Below are 24,225 nucleotides of genomic sequence, written 5' to 3' on the forward strand. Positions count from 1 at the left end.
TCCTCTACCCAACCAGCCCACAAACCCCTGCCTCAAACCCCACGTAGGCCATCCGGCGGTAGGACGAGGTCCGTGAGCCCCGTCTATCGGTGGCGGTCCAGGCCGCCGCCGGGAGACATCGGGACCGCCACTACACCAATTTTCCCCCCGGGCCGGACACTTCGCAGCTTGGTCGGGGGCGCCTGACGTCACCGTGATTCCTGCACTCTGCCCGTTTACAACGGCGGGCAGCACTTGCGGCACCCGCAGCAGCCCGTCCTGCCGCTGTCAACCGGTCCGTCGACATCCTCGCCCACATCAAGTCGAGCCGGGCCATAGGAGGTCCGTTGAAGCATGGATGTGGGACGAACTGGTCGACGCGATGACGAACGGGAGCGCCCCCACACCGAGTTGCAGACCCGACCGCGAATAGGAAGTTCTGAAGCATCGAGCACCGGCGATGCCAGCAACAGCTTGACCAGCTGGACCAGCTGGCCGATCAAGCCGCCCTAACCCACACAGATGCCGGTCTGAACCAGGAAGCGGCAGCGTGCCTGCGCCCACTCGTCGGCCACAAGACCAACGTGCTCACGCATTGCGCACGGCCTGCTCGATGTCGTTGCGGTCAAGGCCCTCATTCTTCGCGTACTGCGTGATCGCCTCCTGCAGATCGCGCTCGAGATCTCGCCAAGCCCGCCATGCCGTCTCGTAGGTCGTCGTCTGCGCCTCGCTCCACGACTCAGTGGCCGGCGGCCCCAATCCCTCGCGCAGTTCCATGACGCGAACGTGCGCCTCGTCCGTCGCGCGCCGCATGCCGACCAGCTCTTCGATGGTGTCTGCCACGCCCGAACCTTAAAACGATACGGCCAGGCGCGCCCGCGCGGACCCGGACGGGCGGACGTGGTGGCGGTGGTGGCCGCGGGTTGTCGCCGACGCGTGGGCTGTCTTCGGCGGGGCCTTCTTGGCGGTGGTCTTCCTCTTCGCCTGCGGCTGGCGCACGTTGCGGGCGGCGGTCTTCCTCTTCTGCGGCGCAGTCGGCTCCTTCTCCTGGGAGCCCTGGGCCTGGTCGAGGCTGCCCTGCAGGAGTGCCATCAGGTCGACGACGTTGGTGTCCTGTGGCGCCTCCTCCGCCGCCGCGATCTCCTGGCCCTCGGCCTTCGTCCGCACTAGCTCCCGCACCTTCTCCTGGTAGGTGTCGTGATACCGGGCCGGATCCCACGGCGCATCCAGAGCGTCGATCAGCTGGATCGCTATGTCCCGCTCCTTGCCTTTGCCGGCACGGCCGGAGGGCAGTTCGGGTAGCTCCTCGGACCTCGTCCGCCCAGTGGAGCGTCTGCAGCACCAGGAGCTTGTCCTCGGCACGCAGCGCGGTCAGGTACTGCTTGCCGCGCATCACGAACGTGGCGATGCCGGCCTTGCCCGCCTCCGCCGGCGCCGCCCGCAGCAGTTCATAGACCTTGCTGTACTCCTTGCCACGGGGGGGCGATGTAGTACGTCCGGTCGAAGTAGACCGGCTCGATGTCGCCCAGGTCGACGAAGTCGCTGATGTCGATGGTCTGGGAGCGCCCGGGCGCGATCTCGGCCAGTTCGTCGGGCTCGACGACGACGTACTCGCCTTCGGCCACCTCGAAGCCCTTGACGGTGCCCTCGGCCGGTACTTCCTTGCCGGTGCGTTCGTTGACCCGCCGGTTGCGGACCCGGTCGGCGCTGCCGCGCTGCAGCTGGTGGAAGTGGACCGTGTGGTCCCCGACCGCGGTGTGCAGGCCGACCGGCACGCTGACCAGCCCGAAGCTGATCACACCCGTCCAGATCGCACGTGCCATGACCGTCCACTCCCATCCTGCCTGTCCCGGGCGCAGATGCTCCTGCTGACCACGCTGGCACTCCTGCATGCACAGCGCGCGCTGGGAGCAGGCACGCGGAGTGGGCCCATGCGGCCATGTAGCAGCCCAGCATCTCGGGCCGGGCGGCCGACACTTATCTGACGGAGCTGGTCAGACGTTCTACCTCCTGTGCAGCCTCCTGCGCCGCCCGTTCGGTCCGCGTCACAGCGCAGGCCGACGCCTGGCACCGTTCCTCGGCTTCCTGCTGTTCGTGCTCGGCCCGCTGAAACTCCTCGCGTACCTTTCGCAGTTGCTCCTCGGCCGCGGCCACCCGCTGGCGGGCCTGGGCGTGCAGGTTGCGTGCGTGCTGCAGCGATGCGTCAGCGTCCGCCTGTTCGGCACGCTGCCTGCGAAACTGCTGATCGGCTATCGCAGCGGCCTTGCGGGCCTGGGCGAGCTGTTCCTGCCTCTGCAGTTCGTCCTTCACCCGCGTCCGCGAAGACCGCGGCGCAGTCGGCGCTCGTGTCGGCTTCTGCGGTGCCTCGGCTGGCGCGGCGGTGCCGGCCAGAAAGTCTGCCGGCGGGGTGAGGGCGCTCTCCAGTCGGCCGGCGGCCCACCGGTCTGCCGCGTCCTGATCGGCCAGCACGGCGCGCAGGGTGGATACGACGTCCTGCTGCGCCGTACCCGACAGCCGGTGCCCCGCTTCACGGGCAAGTGCGGCAGCTTGCCGTGACAGGGCCGAGACGATACTGCTGCGCTGGTCAGACAGCTCTTTGATCCCGTCGGCATCCAGGGTTCGATACGCCTCGCGCAGCGCCCGCCCGAGCTCCAGGAACCGCTGGCTCTCTGCCGGTTCCGAGCGCAGCAGCAGATTCGCTGCCCAGGCCGCGAGCGTGGGGCGGCGGGCAGCACGGATCTGACGGGCACCCTCCACGCGCCCGTCCGCCTTGGCCTCGGAAGCAAGCTCCTCACGGCGGGAGACGAAATCCGGCGGCGGCGTGGCGTAGAGCTCATCCAGAAGTCCCTCTACGTCGTGCCCTCCGCTCCCCGGCGCATCCTCACACTGCATGATCATCAGCCTCCATCGAGCCGGGCCACCGCACACCTCGGGCTGCACTCCCAGCGCGGCAGGGGAAGGGCTCACCCGTGCCGGGGCCGTCGCCTCATCCGCGGCACCCAGAACCGCTGGGCCGGAGGCGTCCTGGCCATGCCATTACCGGGAAATTTCAACATGGCTTCAGACTGCGCCGACGGGGGTGCCAGCGGTAGACCCCTTCCAGCAGTACGCACAATCCGTGCCGCTTGCACGGCGTCGTTTTGCCTCGCACCGCCGGTCCGTTGCTGTTCTGGGTGGTGTGTGCGGAGTGGGGGCGTATGCGTGGAGAGCATGCGGCGGCCCGGTAACCGATGCCGAGTGGTTCCGCTTCTCAGCGTCTGCTGCGAGCAGAGGCTGTGAACGCAGTTGCCGCCGGCCAGAGGAGTCACTCCGGTTCCCCCTGAGTGGCCGCCGTCTGCTGGTCGCCCCGGGGCTCAGACGTCTGCGACTGGCGAAGGTCACCGTGTCCGCTTGACCGAGGTTGCCTTCTTGGCTGCTCGCTTCGTGCCCGTGGTCTTCTTGCTCGTTGTCTTGCGTACGGGAGCCGTCGCTTCGGCAGCCTCTGCCTCGCTGCTCGCGCCTGCCTGAATCAGAATGCCGGAGCTGTTCTCCAGATGTGCGCGGATGAACCACTGGAACTGCTCCAGGGAACGCAGGTGCCCGATGAGCAGATCCTCGGTGACGGGGTCGATGGAGGCGACTTTCGCGGCGGCACTCCGGTGGTCCTTGATGACGCCGGAGTAGACGAGGTCGAGTGCACCGAGGTGAGCCAACGCGTCCGCACGACCGACGCTGTAGTCGTCCCAGTCGCGCTCGGAGACGATAACTCCGGGGGTGCCGCGCGGTTCGCCCCCCAGCGCGGAGATGCGTTCGGCAGTGCCATCAGCCATGCTCCGCACCGCAGCGGTCTGCGGGTCGAGCATTTCGTGCACGGCGATGAAGTTGGGCCCGACCACGTTCCAGTGAACGTGCTTGAGGGTGAGGGCGAGATCGTTGAGCGCGTGCAGACGCGGCTGCAATAGTCCGATCGCTCGTCCGCCCTGTCTGACGCCGAGGCCGGGGACGCTATAGCGGGGGGTGGTGTCGCTGGGGGACATGAGGCTCCTGTGACTCAGTGAAGAACTACCGCTCTCATGTGCACCACGTCGAGGGTCCTCCCACGCCCAACTGCGAAGACACCACCTGACTGGCCCTTCGCGAGGGCTCGGTCGGCCTATGCGTGCGACCCTGCAGTGCTACACCACCGCCAGGATGCTGGGTACCACTGATCTGCTTCAGCCACGTTGCCCCGATCGCCGCCGGTGGATGACCGCCAGGTCGAGCACCGCTACGAGGAGGAGCACCCCGCAGACTGCCGCGAGCACGCCAAGGACAGTCGAACTGGGGGAAGAATCCCTGCTTGAGGAGGTCGCCCACCACGCGAACCCAGCGGTCGCCAGGGCGAAGACGACCAGTGCGGCTGTGGACAGAATCGTGCGCAGGCCCAGGTCGCTGCGTGCGGCAAGGGGTTCGGTGCCCGAGCGACGGTGGCGTGTCGGGCTGCGGGATTGGCTGTCGTCCCTCGGTTCGCGCGGGGGCATCTGGGACATCGAGCTCACCTCTGACCTGCTGATGACCGGACCGGGGGCAAATGCGGTACCCGGCTGGATGCCGGGCCGCCGGGTTGCGGCCCGACAGGTTCGAAAAAGCTGCACTACATCGTCTTGCATACAAGGGCGAGGCGGCGTCTGGGAACGGGCGAGCGCAGATCTGACTTGATGCGATGAGCAGTCACGCAGTTGACCGAAGCCAGGGCGGGCCAGCAGTTGACGATGTGTTACGACCGACCGTCTCCCGTCCACCGTGACGGGCCCCACTGAGCGGGCTCGTCAGTGCCCACGGTCATCTCTGACCATCCTGCTCGATGGGCTCGATCGTTTACAGAACCTGGCAGCACTCCGGAACTGGCCTGCCCCGTCTACTGTGCGTCCAGCCAGTGAAGATGACGATGTCGAGGGCGGCCGTCTGGGCCGGTCATGCGGCTGGATGAGCTCCACCCATCTGGTGGCCAGCGGGTTTTGGGTGGGACCGTACGATCTGGTTAGCTTCCGCTGCCGTCCGGTCTACGCCCCCGTGACCGGGCGGCAATTTCCGCCCCTCCGCAGAAGGGGCGGAAAAGCCAAGCGGGAATGCGGGGGCCGGCGGTGGCGGTGTCAGCGGTCGCCGGGCATGGTGCGGCGCTCTCGTGCGCCGGGGCGGGTGCCGCGACCGTCGGTGCGGTCGCGGGCCGCGGAGGCGGCGGCGAGGGCGAGGAGGGTGGCGATGACGCCGGTGATGAGGTTACTGGTGATAGAGCGGGTGTGGGCGACGTCGCCTGCGACGACCCAGGGGGCGACGCAGGTCCAGATGCCGATGACGGCGGCGGCCCAGGCCATGGAGTGGGTGCGCTCGTAGGAGGTGCCCAGGCCACCGAGGAGCAGCATGAACGCGATCCCCGCGATGAGGTTGTTGACGGCGAGGGTGGCGAAGCCGTTGAAGCCGGCTATCCAGGGTGATGCCGCGAGGTAGAGGCCGGTGATGAGAGCCAGGGCCTCGATCAACTGGGCTCGTGGGGTGGCGGCGGCGCGCTCGTGCCGGGCACGCAGTTCCATCAGGTCGGGGTGCTCCTCGATGGGTGCGCGATGGGTTGACGCCATGATGGCCTCCGAAAGAGAGCTTTTTACCCACCACCTAGCCTAAAACTGACATAAAAATAGGCAAACGGGGCCCCCAGCTCCGGCTTTCGGGGCCCGCCCGCGCCGGATACGTCCGTCGGTGAACCCCGCCCCGGGGCCGGGTCAGCTCTTGGCGATGCCCATGCCCAGGAAGATGCCGACGACCAGAGCCTCGGCGCCGGCGGCCCTCACGGCGCGGCTGCCGCTGTCCGCGACGGCCTGCGTGGCCTGCGCGCCGGCAAGGTTGCCTCCCGGACGGCCAGGGCCGTCTCCAGCCCGTGAATCTCGCTCTTCAGCTCTGCTGTCTCCACGATCACGTTCCTCACGTGCCGCATCCGAGTCCCCGAGAGGTGCCATCCATCCGTTCGTCGCAGATCTACCAGGCACTCTCCTTCGGGCAGACCTCGGCCAGGAGCTCGAGCAGGTAAGCGGAAACCGGATTGAGTTCGCCGCGCCGCACCCAGGTGTAGACGACAGCCCGCGTCGGCGCGTCGACGTGCTGCAGCACGTATCCGTCCACCAGGCCGTCGCCGTCGGGGCACTGCCGTACCAGGATCTGCCGGGGCCTCCCGTCCTGTTCGACTAGGACCTCGACGACCTCGCGCTCCGGGCCGTCACGGAACTGATACACCCAGCATTTCCGCATACCAACCATTCTCTCCACCGCCCTCAGGAACCCGGCGCCAGACACGGCCACAGGCCACTCGTTGGATCACCACCCGTTCAGATGGCGACGCCGATCCGTCGTCCAGAGAGGCGCTCGCCGGGCACCCGCACGGCGGCGGGGGCGCGCACCCACACCCCTCAGGCCCTGTGCGCCGACCGCGTCGGCGGGTCATCGCGCGGCCGCCCCCCAGGCCCTGCACGCGCTCTCGGCGCCACCCAGGGCTCGACCGTTCGGCATCGAATCCGGGGCCGACGACACCACGCCCTGCCCCAACCAACCGCGCGACCGCTGGCCCCCGGCGCGGGCGCCCGTCGTTGGCAACGGTGCGCCGCAGACACCCAACGCGGCTGTGCCCGCGCAGTGGGGAAGCGATGGACGGTGATGCCGGAATCGGCCGGCACACCGTGAGAGAGGAACCGCGCCATGGAACAGTCTGAGCTGGAGAGCAAGGTTCAGCAGCTGGAAACGGGTATGGCCGCCCAGGAGGCGTTATGGCCGGGGCGCAGGCCACGCAAGCGGCGGCGCAGGCAGGGATCACCTCGACGTTCAGGTTCGCCGCGACGCAGACGGGGACGTGGGCGGTCATGGCCACCGGCAGCGTGGCACTGCTGGCCGGAAGCTTCCTCGGCATGGCCATCGCCAAGGGCTGACGGCCGGTCCCGCCCTACCGGGAGCCGCCGCCTCGCAGCGGGCCGCCCCTGTCGGCCCCCTGTCGCCGGGCAGGGGCGACTCGCTGCGAGGTGGCCGCGGTCCAGCAGCGGATCCCAGCGTTCGCCTCACACGGTGAAAAAGTTCCCATGGGCGGGCGGGGCATGACCGCGGCACCCGTTTGCGGGCCGCGGGCCTCCTCAGGGATACGGAGCGCACCGGAACCGGTTCATCGCGCTGGTCGAGCCGGACATCGAAGCGTGCCAGATCTGCCCATCCGGAGGCAGGGCGGGCGCATAAGGCCGTCGGACCGCCCGACGCGCCATGGGATGGCGGAGCCTGCAGGATCGCAGTGTGGAGTTCCCGATCAAGGTAGCGCTGGCTCAGGCGGTCCCGACGCTGCCCGAGGGGCCGGGGATGTGGTTCGAGCCGAAGTTCGACGGGCACCGAGTCGTGCTGCGGCGTACCGATGACACGGTGATCCTGTATGCCCGGTCCGGGAGGGCCGTCACGCCGTACTGGATGGACCTGGCACTGGCCGGCATGGCGCTGCGGAACATGATCGAGGCTCTCGATGTGGGCGTACCCCTACGTGAGGTTTACGAGCAGCTTCGCCACGTCCAGACCTAGGAAGGCACCGATGTCGCTGACGTCGATCACGCGCTTCCTCCGGTCATCCTCACCCGGCCGTCCCACGGCACCGATCAGCAGGGTGCCGGTCGGCACTGGCTCGCGTTGCCACGTGCCGCCTCCGGGCTGGCTCATGATTTCTCCCGCTGATCGATGGGGGCGGCAGCGAAAGCAGGACGGTCATGTGCTGAGGAGGCGGTTGAAGAACGAGCGGTAGCGCTGGAGCGCTATGCGCAGATCCTCGGTGAGGACCTCTTCTCCCCGGCCCCACTGGCTTTCGAGCCCTTCCTTGCGGGATGCGAACGACCGGGTCAGCGTCTGCATGACCTCGGCGACCAAGGCGTCGGCCGTACGGACGGCGTCCTGCGGATCGTCGACGAAGGCTGTCTGGACGGCCCGCCATTTGGACTTGAAGGCCTCGGCTTCCTCGGGACCGAGAAGCGGCTCGTTCTCCTGGCCCTGGTCCGGCGCCGAAGCGTGCGGTGCACCCGCCACGGCCTGCCCCGTGGACGGGGAGCCCTCAGCGGCGTCCACAGTGGGCGGGGGAGCGTCCGCCGCTGCCGGCGGTGTCCACGATCTGCGTCTCGGTCATCCCGAGGCCGGGCGAGATCCTCGGTGCTGAGGCCCGCGTCGGCCGCGCTGCTGTGGTCGCCCGATCCACTGTGTTCGCGCTGCATGCTTGTTCACCTCGTCCGAATGGGTTTCGACGGGCTCTCGATCCTTTGGCCCGCCGGTATGCGCGGGCGCCGGGTCAAGTGTGTTGCTGCCCCGGCCTGTCGCCGTTGGTGAGCAGGTCGTCGAAGAGTGCGCGGTAGTGCACCATCGCTCCCCGCAGTTCCTCGGTGGTCGTCTGTTGACCGCCGGCTCGTGCATTGACTTCGTGGGCGGCGCGGTAATGCTCCAGCGTGCGCCCGTGTTCGACCGACAGGTCCTTCACCTGCTGCTCGTAGCCCTCGGTCGGGTAGCCGCGTTCCTTCATGAGCCGGGTCACCAACTGGTCCGCCTCACCGACCGCCTCTCGCGGACGGTCCACGAAGTGCTCCTGCACGCTGCTCCAGTCCTGCGTGTACTGCTGACGGGCAGTCGGGGCCAGCGGCTTCAGATCGAGGTCGTCGTGCCGTTGCTCGCGGTCGCGCAGATCACGCTCAGCCGCCGTGCGGCTGTCACCGGCTTCAACAGCGCGCTCATACTCCGGCCCGAAACGCTCCCGCAGATGCCGACGACGAGCTGCCATCCACAAGCCGACCGCAAGGACGATGAGGACGACCACGACAATGATCGCAATGACGATTCCTGACGACATCGAGCGCCTCCCTGATGTCGCTGTTCAGATCCCTGTCAACCGGCCCAGCGTGCGCAGCATCCCGGGAGGCGATTCCCGCGCCCCGCGCGCCATCCCTAATCGGGCCGCCGCATGCACTCCACCCATACGCCCCCAACGCCCCGCCCGCCACCCGGGACACCACAATGAACACGCAGGGCACAGGCCGAGAAGCAGTGAGTGATGCGGCTGTGGGCACTGCTGACAGCCGACAGCGCAGGCCCAACCGATCACTCCCCCACTGCCTGCACCAACCCGGCTCGGGCGCAGACCGGGGAGTATGAACCCCTACGAGGGGCTGGCCACGGTTACGAGGGGCTGGCCACGGTTACGAGGGGCTGGCCACGGTGGAACGCATGGACGGGACCCGGGTACGCGCGTGGGCCGAGGTCGCCGTCGCCCGGGAGCACAGCCCGGCAGACGCGGACCGGCCGTGGACAGCCCGGCTGACTTGACCGCAACCGGCAGCGAAGCACTCCTGCTGAAGGGCGCCGTCACTCTGCTCCTCGACTCCCGGACCCGCTGGCCCGTCGAAGTCACCCACGTACAGCCAGATGGCCGATGCCGAGCCTGGCCGCCTGCTCGTTAATCCTCACGCTGAAACCGTGAACACGAGAAGAGACGTCGAGTGGAACGGCGAACCCTCCCCCAACCCGCACGCCACGCTGACGGGACGCACGACAAGCACGGGACGGGGCCGCTCGGTACGGACGGAGCTGCAACAGATCGCTACACCGCCGACCAGGCAGCGGTGGTGGTCACACCGCTCGTCTCCCAGATTTACGCCGCGGCAGCGGAGCTGGCCGGACTCGCCGAACACCTCCTGGTACTCCAGGAGCACCAATACGCCGACCGGCCATAGCAGCAGGGTGCCGCCGGACGTAACTGGCACCCGGGGCGCCGAGTGCCTGGCCGGGCCGCACGGGGCGCGGCAGTGCTTATCTGTCGGCTCCGGCTTGGGCGTGGCGGCCTGCGGGCTGGGGCCCGTGCCAGTCCAGGCACACGATGGTGGCGTCGTCTGCCGGGTGCCCGTGGCAGGCATCGGTGACCGCTTGGGCAAGCGTCCGGACCACCTCGCGAGGGTGTTCGCCAGCGGTGTTTTGGATCACGTCAGGCAGGTCGACGGATTCCGCTTGGCGTTCTTGCATGCCGTCGGTGTAGAGCACCAGGCGGTCGCCTGGGTCAAGGCCGAGGTCCTGGACCCGGAACGGGCCGGGTGCGTGCACGCCGAAGGGCAGGTCGGCCTGCAGGGGTACTTCGTCGACTGTGCCATCGCGCAGGCGCAGTGGCCAGGGGTGGCCGGCGTTGACGAGCTGTGCGCCGGACCCGTCCAGGGCGATACGCAGGAGCTGGCCGGTGGCGAAGGCACCACGGCCGTGGTTGAGGAGGGCCTGATTGGTCTGGCGGGCTTGTTCGGCAAGGTCCTCCTCGGCGCGGCGGGCGCTGCGGGAGGCGTTGATCAGGAGGGTGGCGATGAGGGAGGCCTCGACATCGTGGCCCATGGCATCGGTGACGGCAAGGTGCAGGGTGGCGTGGTCGAGGCTGTAGTCGTAGGTGTCCCCTGCGACGGTGTCGGCCGGCACCAGGGCGCAGGCAAGGGCGAACTCAGCGGCCTCGCAGGAGGCGGCCGAGGGCAGGAGCTGGTGCTGGATCTCGGCGGCCAGGCTGAGCTGGGTGGTGCGCTCGCCCCAGTGATAGAAGTCGGTGAAGCGGCGGTCGGTGACGATGATGTACGCCAGCACGTGCGCGGCCTCCTCGACCTGCTCCAGCACCTCCTGCGTGGCCTGGGGAAGGAACAGCTCCAGCACGCCGATGGTGTCGCCCCGGTTGGTGACTGGTGCGACCACCCGCTGCAGGTCGCCGGCCGGCTCCTGCACCAGCTTCTGGGTACGCAGGACCTTGTCGTAGATGCTGCCGGCCAGGGGGAGCTGGTCGGCGCGTCGACCCTGCTGTGGGACCGCCTCCTCGCTGACCCGCACCACCTGCTGGCCGACAACGTCGACGAACAGGAAGCTCACGTACTGCGCGCCGAAACGGTCCCGCAGGTTGTCCGCGACCATGTCCAGGGACGCCACCGGCGCCGCATCCTCGGCTGCGTCCAAAAGCTCGGCCAGCCGGCTCCGATCATTGGCCATTGTCGTCTCCCAGCGTTCTCCTTCGCACCCCCACCTGACCACGCGCACCATCCTCACGCGACTGCGCATCGAGTCGGCTGGGGGATCTGACGACTGCCGTTAGCTCCAACCAACAGCTTCAACGAGCGCGGTCCATGCTCACCTCCAAACGGGCCGCGTGGTCGAGCCCAGGAAGTGGTTGCTGGACACCCATGCGCGCGCCTTGCCCGATCGGCTCACCCATCACCTGGGCTGACTTTCCGTGGTGCAGATCCAGGCGCCGTCTCAAGTGCCTGGCCTGCGCATCCACAATCACCGCCTGGAGAGTCGGACTTCGTCCTGATGCCTTTCTTCGCGCGCCGGGCGCGAGCAGGGACGGGGAGAGCCCAGCGCGCGGTGTAGAGGCGGTACTCCGGGCGCGCGCCGCGCGACGTCCTCGCGCCGGTGATATCGGTGCAGTGCGCGGCCTATGATCCGCTCGTCCAGGTCCCGCTCGTGGCGGCGGCCGCGCAGGACGAGCGCGAGGTGACATCGGGCTTCGGCAAGCAGTGCCGAAGGTGGAACCAGCCGCCGCCGTTCATCACGAATACGCGCGCGGTGACGTCGACGGCCCGCCAGGGCCACGTCGACGACGGCGGCGACGCGGGCACGCCCGAGTGGGGACTCGATGACGGTAATCCCCTGGAGGTGAGGATGGCGCTCTCGACTTCCACCCGTTGCGCAGCTGCGCAAACGGCCGGGCCACGCTGCTTGGGCTGGCGGCTCTTGCGGGCCGCGATCCCGTTCAGATTGGTGCGGGCCCGCTCGGAACGACAGACAGAAACTTCAGCTCGCCGTCGTCGCCCTGCGCCGCACCTCCACGGCGGGTGAGCCGAGTACTGTGACGGCCGGGCTGTGGCCTGCCGCTCCGGTGCGCCCGGACCACCTTTCGAGCAGATGGCGGCTGTCAGGTCGTTTCTGTGTGCGCCGCAATTACCTGTTGTTCATGACTGAATCGCTAGATTTCGACGACCGTGGCCCTGATGCTGGAGCTGTGCGGCAGGCACTGAAACGCGTACTGCCGTCGGCTTCGGGCCCGGCAGGATAATCCAGGGTATGGACCGGCTGGAGCGCGCTGCCGCCCTGGACGGGCTCGTCGAGCACGTCCGGAGCACGGTTCGAGCAGTTCCCTTTGGCCGTGCGAGGGACGTGCTGCACGGCCGCTGGCTGGGCCATCCCGTTCATCCGCTGATGGTGCAGGTGCCGATCGGCACCTGGTTCTCGGCGGCCGTGCTCGACCTGCTCCCCGGACAGCGACGGGCAGCGAGCACGTTGATCGGTGTCGGGCTCGCTGCCGCCGTTCCGGCGGCCGCCGCGGGCTGGGCCGACTGCGCGGAGCTGCAGCGCCGGCAGATGCGGGTGGGGCTGGTGCACGCGGCGGCGAACGTCACGGGAGTGTGGCTGTACACGGGATCTATCACTGCTCGGGTACGGGGGCGCGCCGCCCTGGGAAAGGCGCTCGGGTTCGCCGGCCTGGCGGTCGTCGGTCTCGGCGGGGCGATCGGTGGTCACCTGGCCTACCGGCAGGCTTCTGGCGCCAATCACGCCGAGATGGTGCCGGAGTTGGTGAAGCCGGGGTGGCACGATATCGGGGACGTCGCCGACTTCCCCGTCGGCAGAGCAGTCCGGCGGCACGTCGACGATGTGGCCGTCCTACTCGTGCGCGAGAGCGGCAACCGTGTGCATATTTTGGCGGACTCGGGCAGTCACATGGGTGGCCCCCTGTCCCAGGGCGCGATCGACGACGGCTGCGTACGCTGTCCCTGGCACGGCAGCGTCTTCCGCCTCCAGGACGGCTGGAACGTGCGTGGACCCGCGACCGCCCCTCAGCCCGCCTTCGACACCCGTATCACCGGTGGCCATGTCGAGGCGCGGCTCCTCAGCACGGAAGCAGCAGGCACAGCCGACCCGTCGCACGATGCGGCTTGACGTGCTGGAAGGCAAAACCATACAAGACCATCAATGCCATTCAGCGAAGGCAGCTGTGGATCACGGCGTGCGTAAGGAAGGCACCCGGATGCAACGGGCCGTGGAATCGGTCCGACGTGCAAGCAGCACCTACTCTCCGCGGGAGGAACGCCGACTCGGCGGGCATCTCGGAGCCCCCAGTCGCGTTCGGCGCGTATACAGCCGCCTGGAGTGCGGCAGTCGGCATGCGGAAGACGAAGGTCCCGGACCGCCACGAACCCTGGGACGTCCCTCCTCGATCCAACCGAGTGTCGCTGGAGGAGATCGACAGCATATTGATGGAGGACGCTGGTGTGGCGCCAGCAGGCACCGCCCTCGTGGTTCCGCGGGACGGGTACGACGGCGACCGCTTTGTCGCCGCCTACGTCGTACGCGCCAAGGACGGTAGGGATCCCGACGGCGTTGTCACCGTCCGGCTGCACGAGCGCCTGCGCCGTTCACCAGCCGCCAGCTCGTCGGTACTGGCCGCGTGGTGCCAACTCGCGGTGAGCTGGAGACGAGGGTGCGTGACGCCTGGGCGCAGACGCGCGGCATCGCTCCCGGCGAGTTGTCGACGGAGGCCGATTTCTTCACCGACCTCGGCGGTCACTCCCTGCTCGCCGCGCGCCGTGTCGTTGCTGCGTGGCCGGGACGACGGGGCCGGTCCCACCCTGCGTGATGTGTACGAGAACCCCACCGTGCGGGCGTTGGCGGCACGCCTGCGTTCCTCGGCGGGATCCCCCAGCATGGCGGAGCAACCCCGTCCCGCGCCACTTCGGCACGGCCGTGGGGGGATCGCGCGTGCCGGGATGGCCCAGGCGGCGGCGTTGTACGGGCTGCTCCTGCTCCTCACGGTGCCGGTGGCTGTCTCCTACGCGGTGAACCACGCCCGGTTGTCGGGCTGGGGCGCCGTGGGGACGACGATTGCCGTGCTCGCCGGTTACACCGCCGTACGCTGGATCGTTCCCGTCGCCCTCGCCCGGCCGCCGGCGGCGTGCATCAGACCCGGCCGGTACTCGCCGTGGGCAGCGACCTATCTGCGTCTGTGGGCGCTGGACGTGCTGGTGCTCAGGATGAGTCCCCCGCCATGGGCCCCTATCTGTGGCTCCTGGGCGCGCGCATCGGCCCTGGCATCACCCATCGCCACCAGTTTCGTCGGTCTGCCCACACTGCTGCGCGTTGACCGCGACGCCGCGATCGGCTACGGCGCCACGCTGCGTCCCTGGCAGGTTGCCGACGGATGGGTCACGGTCGCCCCGATCACCATCGGCGAACGGGCGTACGTCGGTGCCAACGCGGTCTGTGAACCCGGCGCGTGTCCGGATCCAGGGCCCGGCCCTTGGACGGCGCCGGGTGCTCCCGTGGGTTCCCGGCGCCGCCCTGTGTGACCTGCCGGTGGGTCAGTGCTGCAGCAGCCTGCGGTGGCGATGCCACCGACCGAGGCGCCGGTCTCGGCGAGGTTCCCGCCCCGAACGTACGGTGATGATCCCTGTTCGTTTCATGATCGAAATGGGGAGAAGTACGAAGGGGGTTCCCTGTCCGGGAGCCTCTGCATGCCGGGAATGCACAAGCACACAAGCGCCGCTGACGGGGTGACAGGGGACGGGGTCGCTGGTGGCTGGTGGCTGCAGCGCAAGGCGATCCTGCGGGACCGCGACACCAACGACTACGCCTTCACCGAATGGATGTACGGCCCGACAGCGCCGACACCCGAGGAGGGGCCGCCGATGTTCTCGAAGATTCCGCTGGCCTCCCTCGATGTGTCCGACCTGACCGACAAGGCAGAGGTCTCCTCGGAGCTGGCGAGTGCCCGCTAGGTGTTCTGTCCATGGAGGTTGGTGACGGGGTTCACGGTTGAGTGATCTTGAAATGGGTGAGGGCCTTCTGGCCTGGTGTGGATTGCGACATCTGCACCGGCGACCGGAAAGGCCCTCGTGCCTCACCGTAATGCACCCCTGACCGAGACCGGACGTCTGCGCCTGGCACCGTTGTGTCGTCGAGGACGGCTGGCCTCTGCGGCGGGCGGCCGAGCGCTTCCAGGTCTCACCAACGACAGCCCAGCGATGGGCGGACCGTTACCGGCTGTATGGCGAGGCGGGCATGGCGGACCGGTCAACCGTCCGCACACCAGCCCACGCCGCACCCCGACGCGGACCGAACGACGGATCATCCAGGTCCGGAACCTGCGACGGTGGGGACCGGCCCGCATCGCCCACCTGCTCAGCCTTAACAGCCGCCCTGAGGCGAGCTGTTCGCGCAGTGTCCGGCGGCGCTCGGCGGGGGTGGTGCGGGTGTGCAGCGTCAGAACAGGCCCTTCGGGCGCTGTGCGTCGTACGCGGCGACCGCGGCGGTTTCGACGGCCGGACAGAGTTTCGCGAGCCAGGTGCGTCCACCTCAGTCGAACGGCCCGCCGCGTCCAGGAACGTGTCCTGCGCGGCGATGATGCCGCGCAACAGGTCGGCACCCCGAAGCTACGGCGAAGTGACAAGTAGCTCTCCGATCACCGGCATGAACGCGCCTATGGAGCCATCCGAACTCCTCACGCCCTCGCCCGCGATTCTCACCGACGTCCGGATCGGGTACGCCCGGCTCTCGACCGGCGGGCAGAAGCTCGACCGCCAGGTTGACGCGCTCACCGCGGCGGGCTGCCGCCGCATCTTCGCCGACAAGAAGTCGAGCAAGAACAACCTCCGCGCCGAGCTCAAGGTGTGCCACGCCTTCCTCACCCCTGGCGACAGCCTGGTCGTCCCCTCCCTCGACCGCTACGATCGGTCACTCCAGGACCTCGTCAACATGGTTGCCGAACTCCGTGAGCGCGGCATCGGCTTCCGGTCCCTGCACGAGGCGCTCGACACCACCACCCCGGGCGGGCGCCTGATCTTCCACGTCTTTGCCGCCCTGGCGGAGTTCATCCGCGCACTCATCGTCGCCGGCACCCGCGAGGGCCTGGCCGCCGCCCGCGCCCGCGGCCGTACGGGAGGGCGCCCCACCGTCGTCAACGAGGACCTCATCCGCGCGGCCCGCGACATGCTGCCCGACCCGGCAAACAGCGTCACCACCATCGCCAAGATCCTCGGCGTCTCCGTCGGCACGCTCTTTAACCAAATCCCGGAGCTGAAAGAGCTCCGGGACTCCCGCGTCCCGCGCCAGTTGGAGGGAACCAGCCAACCAACCCCCGCTCCTTGCTGTGGGGGGCGGAGGCACGAGCTCTGAACCTGACCTCCTATTCGGTGCGCAGGGCCGTGGCGGTTCGGGCCCTGGCGGCCCAGCCGGCGGGCAGGAGCGCACCCAGGGTGGCGATGAGCAGGCCGCCGAGTGCGAGCGGGAGCAGTTCGGTCCCGTGGTAGACGGCGATGGCGGAACTGGGGAGGCGGAGCCCCACGCTGTCGCCCATCGCGGGGATGACCCAGCCGTGCAGGGCTACGCCGAGCGGCACGCCCAGAGTGCCCGCGACCAGGCCGGTCACTACGACCGAGGTGATGACCATCGCGATGGTCTGCCGGGGGGTCATGCCGAGCGCCTTGTGGACACCGATCTCCCGGACGCGCTCGCGGGTGTCGAGCAGCACGCCGTTGAGCACGCCGAGCGCGGCAACGGCGACGAGCATCAGCGTGAGGATCACGGACAGCGCGTTGAGCGTGACGACCATGTCGCCGCCGGCGTCGAGCCCGCCGGCCCGAGCGGTGGCCCCCAGCGGTGCCAGGTCGTTGTTCAGCGCGTCGACGTAGCCGGTCACGTCGGTGCCTGTCGTGACAGCGATGTGATGGCTCGTCTCCGTCAGGTCGGGATGTGCGGCCGTGAGGGTCGAGGCGTCGGTGAAGACCTGCATGCCGTCGTTACGGGGGTCGAGGACCTCGCCGACGATCCGGACCGTGACCGGCTCGGCCAGGCCGTTCAGGGTGACGGTGTCGCCGATGCGTGTGCCGGTGGCGGCCAGGAAGGGGGTCGGGACCACGGCCTCGCCGGGCTTGTCGATCCATCGGCCCGAGACCATCGTGTAGCCGCCCCAGGAGGCGTCGCCGGTGAAGGCGATCACGTCGATGGTGCCGGTCAGGCCGGACACGGTCGCCCGTACCGTCGCGGCGCTGTAGTACTTCCCGGTTCCGGCGGCGGCCTCGATGGCCGCGGCAACTGCAGCGGGATCGGCCTTGGGCTGCTTCTCGGGGTCAGGGCCTTGGGGTCCGAAGTTCGGCAAGGGCGCGGGCACGACGACATCGGCGGCGTCGTGGGCCTTGGCTTTCATCACCTGGCCGAGCGAGGCGCCCATCCCCACGGTGAACGTGACGGCGATGGTGCCGAACAGGATCGCCGTGCCCATGGCCAGCGCGCGGGCGGGCCGCGCGAAGGGCCGGGCCAGGCCCAGCGAGACCGGCTGCGGCAACGGCAGCCGTCCGGCCAGGCGGGCCGCCCATCGGCCGCGCCCCGCCGAAGCGGTACGCCCGACGGCGAGCGCATCGACCGTACGCAGCCGCCCGGCCCGCCAGGCACTCGCCCACGCGGTCGCCGCCACCAGACAGAGCACCCCGGCGATCACCGCCAGGTCGACCCAGGGGGCAATGGCCAGGGACGAGGTGCCGTAGACCTCCTCGGTCTCGGCCAGTACGGGGACGGCAAGCAGGTGACCGGCGAGGACACCGAGGGCCGTACCGACGACGGCCGGGATCAGTGCCTGGCCCACGTAGGCCCGCACGACCTGGGCCGGGGTGAAGCCGACGGCCTTGAGGATGCCGATGCGGCGCGTTCCCGTGCCGACGGCCGACGCGACGACGTTGCCGACGATGAGCATCGACATGACCAGACCCAGGGCACCGAACGCGACGAGGAACGGGACGTAGACGGCGGTGTCGCGCTCGGCGGTCTTCTTGACCGTGAGCCATGACTGTTCGCCGACGGCCGTTCCCGGTGGCAGAGATTCCGTCACGGCCCTGCGGCCTGCGGTGATCTGTGCGGCGGTGCCCGCGTCGGTGAAGCGGTAGAGCATCTGGTAGCCGCCGATGCCCGGCGCGGTGAGCGCCCGCATCTGGGACGGAACCACCCAGGCGTCAGCGGTCTGCGTGACCGAGCGGGCCACACCGACCACCGTCAATGTCGGACCGCCGGGCAGATCGGGGAAGGCGAGCTTCATGCCAATGGTCGGGAAGAGCGAGGAGTTGGCGGACAGCACGATCTCGCCGGAATGCGTGGACCACCGCCCGTCGAGCAGTGCCACCTCGTCCACGTCCTGGCCGGGATCGCCCCGGCCGACCACGGTCATCGGCCACCCGGGGACCGCCCCGTCCGACCGCGGGGTGACCGTCGCCGTACGGAACGGCCCGACCGCACTGCTCACCCCTTCGGTGTCCTTGGACTTGGACAGTTGCCCGGCACTCACCTTGCCCGCGTCGTACTGCACGGACAGATGCGCGCCGTGCTGCCTGGCGAAGGCGTCGTCGAAGGGCGCGCCGGAAACCACGAGCAGCGATCCGCCGAGGACGGAGGCGGCCACCGCCATCATCGTCGCGAGCCCGATCACCAGCGTCTGCACCCGGCGTCGGTTCACCCCCGAGCGCACCACCTTGCCGAGCGCGCTCATCGGACGGCCTCCGAGGCGACGGCCTGCGACCGGACGTCTTCGGTGATCCGGCCGTCGGCGATCCGGACCGTACGGTTCGTGCAGGACCGGGCCAGAGCCAGGTCGTGGGTGACCACGACGATGGTCTGGCCCTCGGCATTGAGGCCGGTGAGCAGCCTGCTGACGTCCTGTCCGGCGGCCGTGTCCAGGGCCCCGGTCGGTTCGTCGGCCAGGAGCAGCGCCGGCCGGTTCATCAACGCCCGGGCCACCGCGACGCGCTGCCGCTCGCCGCCGGACAGCCGCCCCGGGTAGGCGCGGGAGTGCCGGTCGATGCCCAGCAGTTCCAGGAGTTCCGCCGTCCGGCGGTCTGCCTCGCCACGTGCCATACCCGCGAGGCGCGCGGGCAGGACGACATTGTCGGTGACGGTCAAATCGTCGAGCAGGTTGAAGAACTGAAAGACCATGCCGATCTTCGACCGCCGGTAGAGCGCCGATCCGGCTTCGCCCAGCTGGTCCACCCGCACCCCGTCCACCGTGACGGTCCCCGTATCGGGCCGGTCCAGGCCCGCGATCAGATTGAGCAGCGTGGACTTGCCGCTGCCGGAAGGACCGAGGATCGCGACGGCCTCGCCGGGCTGCACGGTCAGCGACGCCTCGTGCAGAGCGGGCGGGCCGTCGTCGTATCGGCGGCTCACCTCGCGCAGTTCGATCACCGGCGTGGTCATGGAGGGCTCCTCAGGTACGGGCAGCTGGCTCCGCGAACGCTAGGAGCAGGCCCGCCCTGCACGCGTCGTCCGCCCGAACCCATTTCGGTACCGCGCTGGGACGATCCCCGGAAACGTCATCCCTGCGATGTAGGCGGGTGATGTATCCGGTGCGGTGGGAATGACCACCGGGACGGACTCCGCAGGTCCGCGCGGCGGCGACAATGAACCGGTGATGGACGTACGTACGACGCTGGAGCGGCTGCGGGAAACCGCCCGCCGCACGGTCCGCGACGCCAGGCTTCCGAGCGGTCCACCGCTGCGGCCCACCCGGCGCGCCTGGCAGTTCGACGCGCTGGTGGCACTGGCACTCGGAATCGCCACCGTCTACTACGGCATCGACAACGCCGACAACGTCGTGGTGCGTGAGATCGCACCCGGCGTGGAGCGCGTCGTGCCGCGCCCGTCCGGCCCCGGCGGCATGGCCTTCATGGTGACCCTCGCGGTCATCGCCTCGGGTTCTCTGGCGCTGCGCCGCCGCTACCCGCTCGCCGTGCTGTGCATCGTGACGGCCGCGACACTGGCGACACCGCAGAGCGTCCTGCGGCTGACCTTCTACGCGTTCGTCATCGCCGTCTACAGCGCCGCTGTGTACAGCCCGTACCGGGTGGCGACCCTGGCGGCGCTGCCGGTGTCGGTCGTCCTGGTCGGCACCTCAGGGAACTCGGTGACACCGATCGTCCCCAACGAATACATCGCCCTGCTGATCCTGGTCCCGATGGCCGTGGCCGCCGTCGGCCTGCGTACCTGGAAACTCCGGACCGACGAGGGCCACACCCGGCTCTCCGCCCTGGAACGCGAACAGGCCGAGGCACTGCGCCGGGCCGTCGAGCACGAGCGGGCCAGGATCGCCCGCGAACTGCACGACGTCGTCACGCACAACGTCAGCGTGATGATCATCCAGGCGGGCGCCGCCCGCAAGATCATGAACACCTCTCCTGAGCAGGCCGGCGAGGCGCTGCTCGCCGTCGAGGCGGGCGGGCGGGCGGCCATGACCGAGCTGCGCCACGTCATGGGACTGCTCACCATGGCCGACGAGAGCGAGGGGACGGACGGAGGTGCGGAGCTGGCCGATACGGCGGCGGAGTTGGCCCCGCAACCCGGCCTGGACCAGCTGGAAACGCTGGTCGGACGGGTCCGGGACACCGGACTGCCCGTCGACCTGACTGTGACCGGCCCTCCCCGCCCCCTCCCGCCCGGCCTCGAACTCGCCGCCTACCGCGTGGTCCAGGAAGCCCTGACCAACACTGTGAAGCACGCGTCCGGCGCCGCCGCCGTCGTGACTGTCGAATACGGCCCGGAACGGCTCCGGGTGGAAGTCACCGACACCGGTGGGCACTCGGGCGCGGGCGCGGCCGCCGGGAACGGCCGGGGCCTGATCGGCCTGCGCGAGCGTCTCGCCGTCTACGACGGAAGCCTGAACACCGGCCGGCGGCTGACCGGCGGGTACCGTGTGGAGGCGCTGATCCCCTTGGAGGCACCGTGACCGAGCCGCTGCGTGTGCTCCTCGCCGACGACCAGACCCTGGTGCGCACGGGATTCCGGTTGATCCTCGGCGCCGACGGCATCGAGGTCGTCGCCGAGGCGACCAACGGAACCGAAGCGGTCGAAGCGGTCCGCCGCGCACGTCCCGACGTGGTCCTGATGGACGTCCGGATGCCCGAGATGGACGGCCTGGAGGCCACCCGCCGCATCCTCACCGGCGCCCCCGGCGAACCCCGTGTCATCATCCTGACCACCTTCGACCTCGACCGATACGTCTATGCGGCACTGTCCGCCGGGGCCAGCGGCTTCCTCCTCAAGGACGTCACCCCCGAGCATCTGACCGCGGCCGTCCGCACGGTCCGTACCGGCGACGCTCTCCTCGCGCCCGCCATCACCCGCCGCCTCGTGCAGCGGTTCGCCCAGCGCGGCAGCGACACCGCCGCCCTCCACCGCGACCTCGCGTCGCTCACCCCGCGCGAACTGGAGGTCCTCGGCCTGCTGGCCCGAGGGCTGAGCAACGCCGAACTCGCCACCCGCCTCCACCTGGCCGAGGCGACCGTCAAGACGCACGTCGCCCGCATCCTCGCCAAGCTCGGACTCCGTGACCGTGTCCAGGCCGTCATCGTCGCCTACGAGACAGGGCTGATCAGTGCCGGCGCACGCGAGGCCGCCCAGCAGCCCACCGAGCAGGCGTAGATCGAAGCCGAGACTTGGGCTCAGCAGCCGGAACTGTGCCTGTCCCGGTAGTTCATGTGGGCGAAGGCGAACCCGACGATCGAGGCGCCGTGCGTGTCGGTGTGCTACCGGTCGATCTCCTCACGTAGCGGTCAGGCCTGGAGGTGGGCCAGGACTGCGTCGTGGGCGGCTGCCACGGCATGGCGGGAGTCGTCGGTGTGGTCGGCCGCGTCGAAGCCGTGGTGGCCGGCCGGGACGTCGATGATCTCGATCCGGGCTTCGGCGGCCTTGGCGGCGGCCAGGAACTCCTCGACGGTGGCCGCGAATTCGGCGTGCTCCAGGCCGGCCCGGGTGAGGACGATCGGCAGCTCCCCGGCTGTCCGCACCGCGGCCATGGGGCGGAACCGCGCGTCGACGGCGTTCCATCCGGGGGGCGGCGCGAGGACCGGGTAGTTCGCGGCGACGCAGCGCAGCCACGGCGGTGGCGCGGCGAGCCAGTCGGTGGCGAGCAGCCCGCCGGCGGAGAAGAACCACAGGGCGATGCGGTCGGCATCCACCCGCGGGTCGGCCCGGACGAGTTCGACGGCCGCGGCGATGTCCTCGGCGGCCTGCGCGTAGTCGGTGAGGGCGTACAGGCCGTGGTCGACGGTCACGCCGACGGCGCCCCGACTCGCCGCGTACCGGGCGTGGCCGGTGTAGACCGGCCAGTCCCGCGGGGTGGGCCGCAGCTCGGCTGCGACGGGGCCGCCGTGAACGAACACGACGGCGGGCCGGGGTCCGTCCGCGTCCGGCAGGTGGAGGTCGACCGAACCGATCCGCTCGCGCGGCCGCTCGGGGACGTCCAGTACGAAGGGCTTGAGGTAGAAGGGCTGTTCGTCGCCGCTCGCGGTGATCCGGTGCCCCTCGCCGGCGGCCGCCCGGAGCAGAACAGTGGCCAGCTCGTCAGGGGTGGAGAGCATCGGCCAGTGCCCGGTGGCGAGTTCGAAGAAGGTGACCTGGGGGTCGGCGAGCGCCCGGAACTGCGGCGGTCCGCTCCGAACCAGCGTCTCGACCATGGCGATGGTCACCCCGCCGGCGGTGCAGAAGACGCCAGTGGTGGGCAGTCCGGCGAGCGCCCCGCTCAGCCGCAGCGACTGAACGAGAGTGCCGGACGGATGCGGCGCGGCGTAGCGGTCCAGCCGGGCCAGCGCCTCCGCCGGGAGGCCGGTGGTGCTGCCCCAGCGATGCCACTCGTCGGGCTTCGGCACGGGGATCCGCCAGTCGTGCTCGGCCGCCCCGTCCCGGCTCAGCAGCCGCTCGCGGACTTCCTGGTCCGGGACGAGGGCGGCGTCGCCGTCCTGCGGCAGGCCGGCGTCCAGGTGAACGACCCGGCTGATCCGCTCCGGGCGGCGATCGGCGGCACCCAGCACCGGGTGGATGGCGTAGTCGTGGCCGACCAGCACCAGCTCCGGCGCGTCGAGGTGGTCGATCAGCTGCACCACATCCTCGATGTGCGTCTCCAGGTCGGTGCCCGGCCCGGCCAGGTGGCGGCGCTCCCCGAGGCCGGTGAGGGTCAGCGGGTGCACCTCCGCCCCCGACCCGCGCAGCCGTTCGGCGGTCTCCCGCCAGATCCAGCCACCGGTGAAAGGTCCGGAAACCAATACGAACGCCGTCATGATCGCCTCCTTGCGTGCCGCGGTCCGCGCGGCCGGCCGTACCGGTCGTCCGCGCTCGCCGGTACGGTAGGAACTCCCCCTGAGGGAGGTTCAAGCCTTGTCCCCTGACGGAATGTGGAGCATCGGCGAGCTCGCCGAACAGGCGGGCGTCACCGTGAAGACCGTCCGCTTCTACTCCGACCGCGGCCTGCTGCCCGAGGCCTCGCGCAGTGCCGGCGGGCACCGGCGGTACGGGCCCGACGCGTTGGAAAGGCTGCGGCTGATCCGCTCGCTGCGCACCCTCGATCTGCCGGTGCCGGAGGTGGGCCGGGTGCTCGACCACGGCGACGGGCTGGCGGACGCACTGGAGGACGCCATCGACGGACAGCTGCGCGAGCTGGGCTCGCAACTGACCGCGCTGCGCTGGCGGGAGGCCGCCCTGCAGCTGATCCGGGACTGCCCGGCCGAGGAGCGCGCCGACCGCCTGCGGCTGGTCGGCAGGGTGTCCGCCCCACCCAGCACGGCGCCGCTGGCGCGCTTCTGGCGGGGAGCCCTGCCCGTCCGGCTGTCGCCCCGGCTGGTCTCCTCGATCCTCGAGTACGCGGTACCGCAGCCACCGGCGGATCCGACGCCGGCCCAGGTGCTGACCTTCGCCCGGCTGTACGCCATCGCCACTGCGCCCTGCCCAGCTATCGACCCGCGCCGGCAGGCGGGCAACCGGACCGACAAGGTCCGCCGCCCCGACGTGCTGTACGACGGCCTCTTCGATGCGTACACGCTGGCCGCGGCTGACCTGAAGGGGAACCGGGCACCGAAGCGGGGGCAGGCACTCGACTGCTTCGTCGCGGCCCACGCCGACTCGCGCGGCCTGCGGGACAGCCCGGAGTTCCGCCGCAGGCTCAGCGGGCTGCTGGCGCTGGCCGCCGATCCGATGGTCGACCGGTACTGGGAGCTGACCGGCGAGCTGTCCGGCTCGCCGGAGCCGACCCTCGGGGCTGCCCACGAGTGGCTGCGGGCCTCGCTGGACACCGACGTCGCCGCAGCGGCCGGCTGAGCGGGGCACACCCGCTCAGCCGGCCGCTCTGGAGGTCGGCATGGAGGCCACCGCTCGGGTGAAGTCGACGAACGTGCGCATCGGCCGTGCTTGAGCGGGCCGGGC

At 69.9% G+C, this 24,225-nt stretch carries 25 protein-coding genes and 1 pseudogene; 12 read left to right on the plus strand and 14 right to left on the minus strand.

Going from position 1 to position 24,225, the window contains the following annotated elements; genetic code table 11:
* Positions 1–567 precede the first annotated feature (567 nt).
* The 8 genes from OHA88_RS03335 to OHA88_RS03370 all read right to left on the minus strand — a co-directional run bounded on the left by OHA88_RS03335 (position 568) and on the right by OHA88_RS03370 (position 6,222).
* A complete protein-coding gene (locus OHA88_RS03335; protein ID WP_328624142.1) occupies positions 568–822 on the minus strand; it encodes a hypothetical protein in 255 nt (84 codons plus the stop codon).
* Positions 719–1,426: a Ku protein gene (locus tag OHA88_RS03340; protein ID WP_328629571.1), complete on the minus strand. Its 708-nt coding sequence runs from the start codon at positions 1,424–1,426 to the stop codon at positions 719–721. The genes OHA88_RS03335 and OHA88_RS03340 overlap by 104 nt, the downstream gene beginning before the upstream one ends.
* A 1-nt stretch (position 1,427) precedes the next feature.
* Positions 1,428–1,802, minus strand: a complete 375-nt coding sequence (gene ku / locus OHA88_RS03345) for a non-homologous end joining protein Ku (RefSeq protein ID WP_328624143.1) — start codon at positions 1,800–1,802, stop codon at positions 1,428–1,430.
* A 154-nt stretch (positions 1,803–1,956) separates the two neighbouring features.
* Positions 1,957–2,877, minus strand: a complete 921-nt coding sequence (locus OHA88_RS03350; protein ID WP_328624144.1) for a hypothetical protein — start codon at positions 2,875–2,877, stop codon at positions 1,957–1,959.
* Positions 2,878–3,356: 479 nt separating this feature from the next.
* Positions 3,357–3,995: a Dps family protein gene (locus OHA88_RS03355; protein ID WP_328624145.1), complete on the minus strand. Its 639-nt coding sequence runs from the start codon at positions 3,993–3,995 to the stop codon at positions 3,357–3,359.
* Between the two features lie 177 nt (positions 3,996–4,172).
* Positions 4,173–4,607, minus strand: a complete 435-nt coding sequence (locus OHA88_RS03360) for a DUF6343 family protein (protein ID WP_328624146.1) — start codon at positions 4,605–4,607, stop codon at positions 4,173–4,175.
* A 483-nt stretch (positions 4,608–5,090) separates the two neighbouring features.
* A complete protein-coding gene (locus OHA88_RS03365) occupies positions 5,091–5,573 on the minus strand; it encodes an SPW repeat protein (protein ID WP_328624147.1) in 483 nt (160 codons plus the stop codon).
* 394 nt (positions 5,574–5,967) lie between these two features.
* Complete coding sequence (locus tag OHA88_RS03370) at positions 5,968–6,222, minus strand: hypothetical protein (protein ID WP_328624148.1); 255 nt, start codon at positions 6,220–6,222, stop codon at positions 5,968–5,970.
* Positions 6,223–6,749: 527 nt separating this feature from the next.
* On the opposite strand from OHA88_RS03370, the gene OHA88_RS03375 reads away from it, so the two are divergent.
* A complete protein-coding gene (locus OHA88_RS03375) occupies positions 6,750–6,908 on the plus strand; it encodes a hypothetical protein (RefSeq protein ID WP_328624149.1) in 159 nt (52 codons plus the stop codon).
* A 352-nt stretch (positions 6,909–7,260) separates the two neighbouring features.
* Complete coding sequence (locus tag OHA88_RS03380) at positions 7,261–7,536, plus strand: hypothetical protein (RefSeq protein ID WP_328624150.1); 276 nt, start codon at positions 7,261–7,263, stop codon at positions 7,534–7,536.
* Between the two features lie 180 nt (positions 7,537–7,716).
* On the opposite strand, the gene OHA88_RS03385 is transcribed toward OHA88_RS03380, so the two are convergent.
* Positions 7,717–8,070, minus strand: a complete 354-nt coding sequence (locus OHA88_RS03385) for a hypothetical protein (protein ID WP_328624151.1) — start codon at positions 8,068–8,070, stop codon at positions 7,717–7,719.
* Positions 8,071–8,287: 217 nt separating this feature from the next.
* A complete protein-coding gene (locus OHA88_RS03390) occupies positions 8,288–8,839 on the minus strand; it encodes a hypothetical protein (protein WP_328624152.1) in 552 nt (183 codons plus the stop codon).
* A 646-nt stretch (positions 8,840–9,485) separates the two neighbouring features.
* Here OHA88_RS03390 and OHA88_RS03395 point away from each other — a divergent pair.
* Positions 9,486–9,719, plus strand: coding sequence for a hypothetical protein (locus OHA88_RS03395; RefSeq protein WP_328624153.1), 234 nt, complete (start codon positions 9,486–9,488; stop codon positions 9,717–9,719).
* A gap of 76 nt (positions 9,720–9,795) precedes the next feature.
* Here OHA88_RS03395 and OHA88_RS03400 read toward each other — a convergent pair whose 3' ends face one another.
* Positions 9,796–10,992, minus strand: a complete 1,197-nt coding sequence (locus OHA88_RS03400) for a PP2C family protein-serine/threonine phosphatase (protein WP_328624154.1) — start codon at positions 10,990–10,992, stop codon at positions 9,796–9,798.
* Between the two features lie 1,074 nt (positions 10,993–12,066).
* Here OHA88_RS03400 and OHA88_RS03405 point away from each other — a divergent pair.
* From OHA88_RS03405 to OHA88_RS03430, 6 genes and pseudogenes are all read left to right on the plus strand, one after another.
* A complete protein-coding gene (locus OHA88_RS03405; protein WP_328624155.1) occupies positions 12,067–12,939 on the plus strand; it encodes a Rieske (2Fe-2S) protein in 873 nt (290 codons plus the stop codon).
* Positions 12,940–13,480: 541 nt separating this feature from the next.
* Positions 13,481–13,636 (plus strand): acyl carrier protein, encoded by a 156-nt coding sequence (locus OHA88_RS03410; protein WP_328624156.1) that lies wholly within the window; start codon positions 13,481–13,483, stop codon positions 13,634–13,636.
* 67 nt (positions 13,637–13,703) lie between these two features.
* Positions 13,704–14,345, plus strand: a complete 642-nt coding sequence (locus OHA88_RS03415) for a hypothetical protein (RefSeq protein ID WP_328624157.1) — start codon at positions 13,704–13,706, stop codon at positions 14,343–14,345.
* 165 nt (positions 14,346–14,510) lie between these two features.
* A complete protein-coding gene (locus tag OHA88_RS03420; RefSeq protein ID WP_328624158.1) occupies positions 14,511–14,774 on the plus strand; it encodes a hypothetical protein in 264 nt (87 codons plus the stop codon).
* A gap of 117 nt (positions 14,775–14,891) precedes the next feature.
* Positions 14,892–15,188: pseudogene (locus OHA88_RS03425) on the plus strand (helix-turn-helix domain-containing protein); the annotation flags it as partial.
* Positions 15,189–15,465: 277 nt separating this feature from the next.
* Positions 15,466–16,170 (plus strand): recombinase family protein, encoded by a 705-nt coding sequence (locus tag OHA88_RS03430; RefSeq protein ID WP_328624159.1) that lies wholly within the window; start codon positions 15,466–15,468, stop codon positions 16,168–16,170.
* Between the two features lie 10 nt (positions 16,171–16,180).
* On the opposite strand, the gene OHA88_RS03435 is transcribed toward OHA88_RS03430, so the two are convergent.
* A complete protein-coding gene (locus tag OHA88_RS03435) occupies positions 16,181–18,529 on the minus strand; it encodes an FtsX-like permease family protein (RefSeq protein ID WP_328624160.1) in 2,349 nt (782 codons plus the stop codon).
* The gene (locus OHA88_RS03440) at positions 18,526–19,233 is read right to left on the minus strand and encodes an ABC transporter ATP-binding protein (RefSeq protein ID WP_326608112.1); all 708 of its coding nucleotides are present in this window, start codon (positions 19,231–19,233) and stop codon (positions 18,526–18,528) included. The genes OHA88_RS03435 and OHA88_RS03440 overlap by 4 nt, the downstream gene beginning before the upstream one ends.
* Positions 19,234–19,447: 214 nt before the next feature.
* On the opposite strand from OHA88_RS03440, the gene OHA88_RS03445 reads away from it, so the two are divergent.
* Both OHA88_RS03445 and OHA88_RS03450 read left to right on the plus strand, forming a co-directional pair.
* The gene (locus tag OHA88_RS03445) at positions 19,448–20,758 is read left to right on the plus strand and encodes a sensor histidine kinase (protein ID WP_443044346.1); all 1,311 of its coding nucleotides are present in this window, start codon (positions 19,448–19,450) and stop codon (positions 20,756–20,758) included.
* A complete protein-coding gene (locus OHA88_RS03450) occupies positions 20,755–21,453 on the plus strand; it encodes a response regulator transcription factor (protein ID WP_328624162.1) in 699 nt (232 codons plus the stop codon). The genes OHA88_RS03445 and OHA88_RS03450 overlap by 4 nt, the downstream gene beginning before the upstream one ends.
* Before the next feature lie 131 nt (positions 21,454–21,584).
* Here OHA88_RS03450 and OHA88_RS03455 read toward each other — a convergent pair whose 3' ends face one another.
* Positions 21,585–23,087 carry an alpha/beta hydrolase gene (locus OHA88_RS03455; protein ID WP_328624163.1) on the minus strand — a complete coding sequence of 501 codons (1,503 nt, stop codon included), beginning with the start codon at positions 23,085–23,087 and terminating at the stop codon, positions 21,585–21,587.
* A gap of 97 nt (positions 23,088–23,184) precedes the next feature.
* On the opposite strand from OHA88_RS03455, the gene OHA88_RS03460 reads away from it, so the two are divergent.
* Positions 23,185–24,120, plus strand: a complete 936-nt coding sequence (locus OHA88_RS03460) for a helix-turn-helix domain-containing protein (protein WP_328624164.1) — start codon at positions 23,185–23,187, stop codon at positions 24,118–24,120.
* Positions 24,121–24,225 lie beyond the last annotated feature (105 nt).

Source organism: Streptomyces sp. NBC_00353 (assembly GCF_036108815.1).
Lineage (GTDB): Bacteria > Actinomycetota > Actinomycetes > Streptomycetales > Streptomycetaceae > Streptomyces.